Genomic DNA, 9,995 nt, shown 5'->3' on the forward strand with positions numbered 1-9,995 from the left:
GTCGCGGGATTGAGGATTGATCCAGCGAAGGTAGGGGGCGCCCAGGTCTTTCGCACGTGGGGATGGCGGGGCCCCATCATCGTCTCCGAGCGCGTCAAGCTGGCCATGGAAGGCGAAGGCCTGACAGGCCCCGAGTTCGTCGAGGCGTGACGTCAGTAGCGCGCCTGGAGCCCGAGGGACGGGAGTGTCACGGGCGGGAGGCCGAAGGGCTTGCGCACCCATTGGCCCCTCTCGCGCCCGTAGGTGTAGCGGAACGTCTCTCTTGTCAGGGAGAGGTTGAAGACGTCCAGCCATGCCTCCAGCGCCAGCGGCCCCACCGTGCCCGTCTTGGACACCCGTCCGTCCACCCGGAAGTAGCCCGGCAGCCGCGCCACCCGGTCCCGGTCCTCCGGCACCCAGCGCGGTGTGCCCTTCTCGGGGTCCACGCCCTGGCGCTGCGTGTACGAATAGAGGAGGCCCCCCGCCTCGGGCGCCCCGGTGTTGTAGTGCAGCGTCGTGCCCACGGTGAGGCCCCACGGCAGCTTCACCGTGACGGCCGTGTTGAGCACGTGCATCTGTTCGAGCGACGCGGGCAGGAGCATCCAGTCCGTGCTCAGCACCCGGCCCGCTTCGTCCCGACGCTCCACGCGCGTGCGCAGCGTGCGCCGCTGGAAGGTGTAGGACGCGAGGAGCGACCAACGCTCGGAGAGGGGACGCCGGGCCAGCAGCTCCACGCCATAGCCGTGGCCCTCCGCCGTGCGCATCTGCCCTCGCCCCACCGGGTCATCCGCGAACACGTCGAAGGCCAGCACGTCCAGGTCCACCGTGCGCACCACCGGGTGGACGAAGATGTCCGCGCCGAAGGTGAAGCCCGCGGGCCCTCGTACGTCCGTGCCCACTTCCACCTGGAGCACCCGCTGCATTCCCAGGCGCAACGCCGTCACGGAAATGCCCGGTGCATCGAGGGAGTGGGCCGGCGGCTGGTGCAGGAGCCCCGCTCCCAGGCGCAGCGCCACCGTCTCCGAGAGCATCGCCCGTGCGTGCAGTCGGGGCTCGACGACCACCTGGTTCACCGCCGGCTCCAGGAGGTAGCCATCCACGCGCAGGCCCGGGGTGAGCTGCCACGGGCCCTGCGTCCACGTCGCCTGGGCGTACGCCCCCACCAGCGTAGTGCGAGCAATGGACTGGAGGACGTCGGTGGTGACGGTGGGACGGTGGGGGTCTCCCGCCTCGCCGGGGCGGAAGGTGGTGGACTGCTCCACGTCCGCGAGCCGGCGCTCCACATCCGCCCCTGTCTCCACCGCGAGCCGCTGGGAGAGCGAGGCGCGCCACGCCACCCGCGCCCCGAGAATGCGCTCGGTGAGGCCCACCGTGAGCCGCGAGGCATCCCCTCCCCCGTTGGCCCCCAGCGAGTCCCGGCCCCAGGTGACGGCGGCCTCGGCCTCGCCCACCCCGAGGGGGTGCGTGAGGCGGAGGTCCACGCGATGGAAGCCGGTGCCAAACCGGACCACATCCCCCTCGCCGCGCAGGCCAACATCATCCGAGCCTCCGAAGGCGAACAGGCGCAGCGAGCCCCGGCCCACGGCCTGGGTCACGCGCGCCTGGTAGTCGAAGAGGCCGAGCACCAGATCCGGGCCCGGCGAGCTTCGCAGGCCGTTGATGACCGAGGCCGCGAGCCAGGGCGTATAGGCGAAGCGCCCGGCGAGGGTGAGCTCGGTGCCGGTGGAGGTGAGGGGCAGCTGCGTGAGCAGGCCGACGTTGAGCAGGTCGATGGAGGCGAGCGCCCGCACGGAGTCGGTGCTCGGCGGGAGGAGGCGGGCATCCACGGTGCCGCCCACGCCACGGCCGAAGCGGGCCGGCGCGGGGCCCCGGTGGAAGTCGAGCCCGGAGATGAGCGCGGGGTGGACGGCGGCGGGGCCGACCCACAGGTGTTGCGGTTGCGGCACGCGCACGCCGTCCAGGTAGAAGGCCGTGGAGGACGGTGCAGCGCCGCGCACCACGGGCAGGCTCGCACCGGAGACGATGTGGCTCACCCCGGGCAGGAGCATGAGGGCGCGGAACGGCTCGCCCCAGGTGCCCGCCAGGTCGTGCAGCTCGGAGGACTCGAAGGTGAGGGGGGCGCCCGTCCCCGGGGGCGTCTCCTCGGCCTGGGAGACGGAGCCCACGAGGAGGGCGAGCAGCAAACCTGACTTCATATGCCTCTCGGAGTCGACTCAGTTCGCCGGCAGGGTGGCCAGCAGGCTCGTGTCCACGGGCAGCGAGCGCGTCTTCCACCAGAACGTCGCCGCGTGATTGTTGCCGCTGTCGTGCTTCTGCGACCACTTGAACGCGCCCGTGCAGCCCGCGCCGTTCGTCAGGGTGAGTTCACTCGCGGCGATCGCATGGTCGTCCCCGTCGAAGTACCCCGGGTGCTTGCACACGCCCACCACCTCCAGGCCCTCGTCCTTCTCCCCCGTCGAGCACGCGCTCCCGATGCTGTAGGTGGGCGTCGAGCCCCCGTAGGCGATGGACGTCGACGTGCTGAGGGAGCCCGTGGCCGCCACGCGCGGCGAGCTCCTGAAAATCCACTCCAGCATGCGGTCGCGCGCCGCGGCCACCGCCTGCGCGTGCCCGGTGATGCCCGGGTCCACGATGGCGCTGTGACAGAACGAGCCGTACTTCACCCCGTGCGAGGGCCGCCACGTCTGGCCCGGCGCGGGCGTCATCCCCGAGCCCACCGCCAGGCCACTGCCCTGCGCGTCCCAGGGCAGGGGGCCATCGCTGTAGCCCGTCCACAGCGACGGTGAGCAGCTCGCCCAGGAGTTGAGCATCAACGCCCGCTTGTTCTTCACCACCCAGTCGGCGGCCGGGAAGGCGGAGAGGTTCCCCGCGTACTCGCACCACCCGTTGCCCATCGAGCACGCGCCGCCGTAGCCGATGATGGGGTCTCCATTCTTGCACGTGGTGACGAAGCTCGACGCGCCGACCACGTTGTACTTGCTCGTCCCGAGCGAATCGACCATCCCCTGCACGGACACCACGCCGGCGATGCGCTCCTGCACGCCCCAGTCCTGCGTGCCCACGCCGTCGGCGCCCACGTTCGCCGCCACCTCGAAGGCGGCGCGCGCGCCCGAGCTGTGCGCCACCAGGAGGATGTTCTTCGCCCCCACGGGGAAGCGCCGGTTGATCTCCTGCGCCAGCCGGTGGCGCCACTCGTACGCGGTGGTGCAGGGCTGTCCCTGCTTCGTGGTGGTGCAGCCCGGGTCCCCCACCTCCCAGTCATCCATGTTCAGCGGATCCGTCGAGTCCGACGGGTGGTAGGGCGAGGCCGGCGCCGTGTAGAGGTTGGCGTGCGCGCTGCGCGTCACCACCGTCACCCCCGGGTGGCTGGCCTGGTACTCGGCGACGTAGCTGGGGAGCGCGGCGTCGATGGCCGCCCGCAGCTCGTCGAGCGAGTTCGTCGCGTTCAGCCGATCATCCTGGCAGCCCTTCACCCCGTGGACGTAGAGGATGTTGAGCTGCACCGTGCCCTGCTGCACCAGCGCGGTGGCTCCGGTGCGCACCTCCTCGGGCGCGGTGGGCTCATTCGCGTCGACGGAACCACAGCCCACCGTCCCCACCACGCCCGCCATCATCAGCCAGCGATGGATGCGCATCGTGTGTGACCTCCCTGTGACTTTCGAGGGAGGTCACCATAACCGAAGCAGGCAGGCGGCCGAGGCCGGGATGCTACGGCGTCTCGCTGCGCAGCAGGGTGCCGGTGGAGAAGGCCTCCGGCGTGCCGCACTGCGTCTTCATCCGGACGCCCGGGCACGACACGGGCGCGTGGGACCGGTTGTGGTCCGTGAAGCAGCGCGCGCCCTCGGTGTCCCACTCCGCTTCCAGCGCCCAGCTCTCGGTGTCCTGCTGCACGCCCAGCGCGTCGATGATGTTCACCCACTGCCCATTCACGGTGTGCGAGGTGCCGTCACCGCAGTAGTCCGCGCGGATGAGGCGCGTGCAGGCCTGGTGGTGTGCCGCGAGGCTCACGCCCTCGACGCTCGCCCACGGCTTGTAGCCAAAGCGGATGCACTTCGCGATCGCCGCGCCCTCGCACGCGAAGGTGAAGGTGCGCGGGTCGTCGTACTTCGCGCCACCCATGCCCGGCAGCCCCTGCCGGTAGTCCCAGCGCCCCGCCACGGGGATGGCATCCGCCGGCTGCCCACTCGCGTCCCTGCAGAGGGGGTACCAGCGGCCGTCCCTCGGCGCGCGGTAGGAGACCCGATACGTCCACACGTCCGGGCTCGCGGCCGAGCCCGGGGTGATGGCATCCACGCGCAAGTCCACCTTCTGGCCATGGCCCAGGTTGCCCGTGAAGCGCGCGTGCTGGAACTCGAGCCCGGACACGGAGCGCCCCCGCAGCCGGCCCTGGAAGACCGAGCCCTCCAGCCACACGGCGTCGAACGTCCCCTGCCACCACGCGCCCCAACCCCTGAGCAGCCGGGCGTCGGAGCGAGCCCCGGCGTAGTCGACCGAGACGAGTGTCCCCGCGAGCTGGTCCCCGTTCAGATCCTTGCCGTTCAGGTCCTTCCCATTGAGGTTGGTGCCATTGAGGTTGGTGCCATTCAGATTGGTGCCGTTGAGGTTCGTGCCATTGGGGACCGCCAGCGGCGCCTCCTGCTCACCGAGGTGTTGCTCGGGCTCCCCCGGCACCTCGCCCCCGCACGCCACCGCGCCCACCACCGCCACGACGCCACACCACCGCCCGCTCGCTCGCATGCCCCACCCCTCCCGCACCCCAGCCGCTCCTCGCGCGACGGTGTGCAGCGGCCCTCCCCCGGGCAAGCCACACATGTCGCACTGGGGCACTTGCACCGTCGAGCGGCAAGCACCCCCGAGGGCACCCCGCGGCCCTACTCCCGCGCGGACAACGTACCGGTGGGCAAGTCCGCGCACACGCGGATGCCCACGTTGATGTCGCGGAAGGTGCGCTCCGGCATCTCGCGGTTGGCCGAGCGGGCCGTCGCGGCCGCGAAGTAGTAGCTGCCGCCTCGCGCCACCGGGCGGTCGGGCTCCACCGAGGAGCGCGTCCACTCGAAGGCATTGCCCGCCAGGTCGTCCACGCCGAAGGGGCTGCGGGAAGCCGGGTGCGAGCCCACCTCGTCGGGGCCGAAGCCCCCGGGCTCCTTGCCGTAGGTGAGGTCGAAGTTGGCGTCGTCCGGAGCGAGCACGTTGCCGTGGGGGAACTCGCGACCATCCTCACCGCGCGTGGCACGCTCCCACTCCAGCTCCGAGCAGAGGCGGGCACCGGGCACCCGGCCCGTCCGATCCAACCACGCCAGGTAGGCCTCCGTGTCCTCGAAGGAGACGCCGGTGACGGGGAAGCGCAGCCAGTCCTGCTCCACGCGGCGGTCCCGCTTCGCGTAGTGCACCCGCTCCCCGGCCCGGACGGTATAGGCCACTCCCCCCGGCTGGAAGCGCAGCACCCAGGTGTCCCGCTCCCGCTCCAGCCGCAGCAGCCCGTGGTAGGTCGTGCTCGTGCGTGGCAGGCGGCGGGTGCGCTCCTCCGCGGGCAGGGACTCCAGGAAGGTCAGCCACTGCGCGTACGTCGTCTCGTGGCGGGCGATGAGGAAGCCGCCCGTCTCTCGCGCGTGCAGCGGCACGGCGTTGAAGAAGCCGCGCACGCTCGCGTCCGCCGCGCTGCCGAAGAGCACCCGCCCGGGCGGCACGTAGACGAGGCCCTCGGGGAGCCGACCCTCGGGAATGAGCGGCAGCGGCAGGCGCCTGCGCTCGCCGCGCGTGAGGCGCAGGGGGGCGGACGCGGGCTCGTGCCCCGGCGCCCTCACCACCATGCGCCAGTCTCCCGGTGGCACCGGCACGTCCACCCAGGGGCCGGCGCCGAGCGACAGCGGCTCGCCCAACGTCTCGCGGCCCTCCAGGCTCCTGGAGACCGGACGCAGCTCCACCGTCGCGCCGGGCACGCCCACCTCCAGCGTGACGAGGGCGGGCGTCGTCCACCGCCGCCAGCGCTCTCCCGAGGAGTCGTACAGCTTCAGCCGCTGCAGCAACGCCGACACCTCGCTGGCTCCCGGCCCCCGCTCGGCGTGCAGGGCGCTCTCCAGGAGGAACTCGGCCAGGGCGCCCCGGACATCCTCGCGGGTGGGGTCCAGCACCAGCGCGTGCTCCAGCCGGTCCCCCGCCTCGTCGAGCCGGCGGCGCACCACCGACTCCGTGGCCATGGCGCGCGCCCAGGCGGCCTCGCCCTCGTCCTTGCGGCCGGCGTCGAAGAAGCGGAGCGCCTCCTCGTGCGCGACGGCGAAGGTGGCCCGCTCCCGGTACACGCCGTCCATCGCCGTGGCGGCATCCGCCAGCCACACGCGCACCGCCGCGTCCCGCTCTCCCTCCTCGCGCAGCCGCAGGCCCGCGTAGAGGAGCCCCAGCGAGAGGACGAAGCCCACCGCGAGCGCCCGTCGCATGCGGCGGCTGCGCACCACCGTGCGTCGCGCGGCCTCGAGGAAGGCCAGCTCCCGGCGGGTGAGCTCGGCCGGCTCGAGCGCGCGGGCCTCGGCGAGCTGCCGGGGCCCCCAGAGCAGCTCGCGCAGGTGGCCCGCGCGCTCCCAGTGGGCGGAGTCGGCCTCCAGCCGGGACTGCACCTCGCGGCGCTCCGCGGCCTCGGCCAGCCAGCGCGCCAGCGTGCCCCAGCCGGACAGGAGCGCCTCGTGGGCCACCTCGTAGGAGGTGCCCCCTTCGCCCTCGCGGGCCACCAGCAGGCGCGCGCGCACCAGGGCCTCCAGCACCGTGCGGTGGCGCGGGTCATCGCCCACCAACTCCTGGTCCGTCTTGCGCGCGCGGGTGCCGTCCGCGGTGATGAGGCGCAGCAGGACGCCGCGCGCGGCGGTGCGCTGGTCCGGCAGCAGGCGCGCCACGGCCGCGTCCGCGTGCTTCGCCAGCGCGCCCCCCACGCCGCCCAGTCCGTCCAGCGCCGCCTGGGTGATGACGCCCGAGGCCTCGTCCCGCGCCTCCCACAGCTCGGCGAGGGCGAACTGCAAGAGCGGCAGCGCGCTCTCGGTGGCCGCGGTGGAGGACACCAGCGTGTCCACCAACGCCTCGGACTCGAAGCGCACGCCCTTGACCCGCGCCGGGCCCACCACCGCCTCGCGCACCTCCTCCGGGCCGAGCGCCCGCAGCAGGTAGAGCGCCCCGGGCACCGCCGCGCCGAGCCCCGGCACCGCCGTCAGCCGGGTGAGGAAGTCGCTGCGGCAGGTGGCGAGCACGCGCACGCCGGACACGCCCTCGGCCAGTCCCCCGAGCGCGAGCCCCGCCTGCGCGGCCTCGGCGTCGCCCGCGAGCGTCACCAGCTCCTCGAGCTGGTCCACGTAGACGATGAGCCCCTGGTCCGGGCCGAGGTGGGCCCGCAGCCGGCGCGCGAGCGCGGTGGGGTCCGAGCGCAGGAAGGTGAGCAGGCCCTCCTCGTCCGCGTCCAGCACGGGGGAGAGCGCGGCGGCGAGCGCGGCGGCGGGGCGGCGGCCCGGCACGCACCGCACGCTGCTCCAGCGCCGCCCGTCCTCCAGCGCGCCGTCCAGGACGCGGGGCAGCACACCGGCGAGGCACAGCGAGGACTTGCCCACGCCGGAGTCCCCGGTGACGAGCAGGAAGGGCTCGGCCCGGAGCCGCTCCAGCACCTCGCGCTGCTCCCGCCGCCGGCCGAAGAAGAGGGCGCGGTGCTCGGCCTCGAAGGCCTGGAGGCCGCGGTAGGGGTTGCCCTCGGGCACGGCCCCGGCGGACTCGTCGCGCGAGAGCTGCTCCAGCGCGTCCAGCAGCAGCACGGCGGAGGCGAAGCGCTCCTCGGGCGCGCGGCGCAGGCACCGGTCCACCACCGTGGCGAAGGCCGGGTCCACCCCGGGAGCGGCCTCGACGAGGGGCGGGGCGTCCCGGGAGAACACCACCGTGGGCAGCTCCCGCAGGCGCACGTCCCGGAAGGGGCCCTGGCCCGCGCACAGCTCGTAGAGCACCATCCCCAGCGAGTACACGTCGCTGCGGGCCGAGAGCTCCTCGCCCGCCCAGGCCTCCGGGGACATGTAGTAGGGCGTGCCCACCAGCATGCCGTCCGGCAGGGCCGACGTCGGCACGCCCTCGAGCGGGTCGTCCATGAATTGCGCGTCGAAGCGCTCCTCCCGCTCGAGCGGGGAGGACACGCCGGCGCCGGCCACTCCGGGCCCATCCAGGTCCAGCAGCTTGGCCAGCCCGAAGTCCAGCAGCTTCACCTCGCCCGTCTCGGTGAGGATGGCGTTGCCGGGCTTGATGTCGCGGTGCAGCACGCCGCGGCGGTGCGCGGCGCCCAGCCCCCGCGCCAGGTCCTTGCCGAGCGCCAGCACGCGCTCCCAGGGCAGGGGCCGCGGCAGCTGCTCCAGGGAGGTGCCCCGGACGAACTCGGAGATGAGGTAGGGGTGGTTCTCGAGCTGGCCCACCCGGTAGAGGGTGACGACGTTGGGGTGCTGGACGCGGGCGGCGGCGCGGGCCTCCACGAGGAAGCGGGTGAGCGCGCCGGAGCCCAGCGCGCGGACGAACTTCACCGCCACCGGCCTGTCGAGCAGCGTGTCATGCGCCAGGTACACGCTTCCCGTGGTCCCATGGCCGATGAGACGCACCAGGCGGTACTCGTCGAACGCCTCGGGCGGCGTCCACCCGTCGACGGTGGACCGGGAGGCAGGGGGAGTGCCCACGGGACGTGCCTACGCGCGAAGAGGAAGAGTCAGGGAGGTGGGACTAGGGCTTGCTCTTGGACTTGCTGGGCTTGAGCATCCGGTGGATGCGCTCCTCCAGGTCCTGGGGCAGACACGGCTTGGCGACGAACTCGTCCGCGCCGGCCTGCCTCGCCTGTTCGGCATTGCCGGCCAGCACATGGCCGCTGAGCGCCATCACCGGGATGTCCCGGGTGCGCTGGTCCTGCTTCAGCCGCCGCGTGGCCTCCCACCCGTCCATGATGGGCAGCGACAGGTCCATCAGGATGATGTCCGGGAGAGCGCCCTGGGCCTTCTCCACCGCCTCCACCCCGTTGCGGGCCACCTCTACCTGAAAGCCAACAAACTCGAGGTACTCCGCGTACATCTCGCGGGCGTCATCGAAATCGTCGACGACGAGCACCCGCCTGCGCTCCACCGAATTGGCGGGCCGGGGACTGTCAGCCGTCCTGTTTTCGAGGGTTTGCGTGAACGTTTCGGTCATAGCGCGGGTCCCTCGTACAAGGTGGGAACGCCGCTCCATGCTATGCACGGCCCTTTGGATGTGCTCGTCCCCGGCAGGCTTTGGGACCCCGGGAGCCCTCAAAACCTGTCCTCACCCGGACATTTCACTCACAGCGATGATGACTTGGGACAACCGGGCGGCGCAGTCACGCCCGGTTGTCGGCTCCTCAAACGCCAGGGCCACAGCTTTACAGCTTGGTGAGCGGGGCCTCGACGTCGCTGGTCAGCGGCCGGGCCCAGGCCGTCTCGTAGGTGGAGGCGTTCATCGCATACTTGCTGAAGCCCAGCTTCACCGCGGTGCCGGCGGGCACCGGGCTGGCCGTGTTCATCTGCAGGTAGTAGCGCGGCGTGAAGGTGAAGTCGGTGCTGATGGGGTAGCTCGCCTTCTCATCGAAGCAGGCGTTCAACGTGGGAGCGGCGGCCCGGGAGAGCTGCAAGCCCGAGGCGGCACCGTACTCCCCCACGCGGCCCGTGAGGCCGAGGGGCGCGTTGAAGAAGATCTCCAGCGGCAGCGCGGAGGGATCCGCCGGCGGGAGGACCACCTGATTGAAGGTGACGATGACGCACTCGCCCGAGTCGAGCTGGGCCGTCCCGCCAGCGTTATCCTTGAAGGCCACCGTCATGAAGCCCGGCTGGGTCGTGGCCTTCGGGCTGCCGACGTCGCCGCTGATGAAGTAGCCCTTCCAGGACAGGGTGCTCCGGTCGTAGGCCGAGGTGGCCCGCAGGAGCACATTGTACCTGTTGCCCTCCAGGGTGCTCAGCTGCGAGGGGACCGCGAGGCTGAAGGCATCCCCCGTGGTGTTGGGCGTCACC

7 protein-coding genes are annotated in these 9,995 nt (G+C 72.4%); 1 reads left to right on the plus strand and 6 read right to left on the minus strand.

Translation table 11 applies throughout. The features are described 5' to 3' along the window. The first annotated feature begins 9 nt into the window (after positions 1–9). Entirely contained in the window at positions 10–150 is a 141-nt protein-coding gene (locus tag VF697_RS43505; RefSeq protein WP_414641300.1) for a hypothetical protein, read from the plus strand. 2 nt (positions 151–152) lie between these two features. On the opposite strand, the gene VF697_RS16745 is transcribed toward VF697_RS43505, so the two are convergent. The 6 genes from VF697_RS16745 to VF697_RS16770 all read right to left on the minus strand — a co-directional run. Beyond that, positions 153–2,174 (minus strand): TonB-dependent receptor, encoded by a 2,022-nt coding sequence (locus VF697_RS16745; protein ID WP_331096153.1) that lies wholly within the window; start codon positions 2,172–2,174, stop codon positions 153–155. An 18-nt stretch (positions 2,175–2,192) separates the two neighbouring features. After that, entirely contained in the window at positions 2,193–3,614 is a 1,422-nt protein-coding gene (locus VF697_RS16750) for a hypothetical protein (protein WP_331096155.1), read from the minus strand. A 73-nt stretch (positions 3,615–3,687) separates the two neighbouring features. Next, positions 3,688–4,716: an ADYC domain-containing protein gene (locus VF697_RS16755; RefSeq protein ID WP_331096157.1), complete on the minus strand. Its 1,029-nt coding sequence runs from the start codon at positions 4,714–4,716 to the stop codon at positions 3,688–3,690. A 134-nt stretch (positions 4,717–4,850) separates the two neighbouring features. After that, a complete protein-coding gene (locus tag VF697_RS16760) occupies positions 4,851–8,660 on the minus strand; it encodes a bifunctional serine/threonine-protein kinase/formylglycine-generating enzyme family protein (RefSeq protein WP_331096159.1) in 3,810 nt (1,269 codons plus the stop codon). 43 nt (positions 8,661–8,703) lie between these two features. Beyond that, positions 8,704–9,162, minus strand: coding sequence for a response regulator (locus VF697_RS16765; RefSeq protein ID WP_331096161.1), 459 nt, complete (start codon positions 9,160–9,162; stop codon positions 8,704–8,706). Between the two features lie 208 nt (positions 9,163–9,370). Continuing rightward, a partial coding sequence (locus VF697_RS16770; RefSeq protein WP_331096163.1) for a hypothetical protein occupies positions 9,371–9,995 on the minus strand: 625 nt, incomplete at its 5' end.

It is taken from the genome of Archangium sp. (genome assembly GCF_036388035.1).
Taxonomy (GTDB): domain Bacteria; phylum Myxococcota; class Myxococcia; order Myxococcales; family Myxococcaceae; genus Archangium.

Bases quoted from the DNA above. Each gene is read 5' to 3' on its own strand.
- VF697_RS16745 (WP_331096153.1), bottom strand. From the start codon at position 2,174: ATGAAGTCAGGTTTGCTGCTCGCCCTCCTCGTGGGCTCCGTCTCCCAG.
- VF697_RS16750 (WP_331096155.1), bottom strand. From the start codon at position 3,614: ATGCGCATCCATCGCTGGCTGATGATGGCGGGCGTGGTGGGGACGGTG.
- VF697_RS16755 (WP_331096157.1), bottom strand. From the start codon at position 4,716: ATGCGAGCGAGCGGGCGGTGGTGTGGCGTCGTGGCGGTGGTGGGCGCG.
- VF697_RS16765 (WP_331096161.1), bottom strand. From the start codon at position 9,162: ATGACCGAAACGTTCACGCAAACCCTCGAAAACAGGACGGCTGACAGT.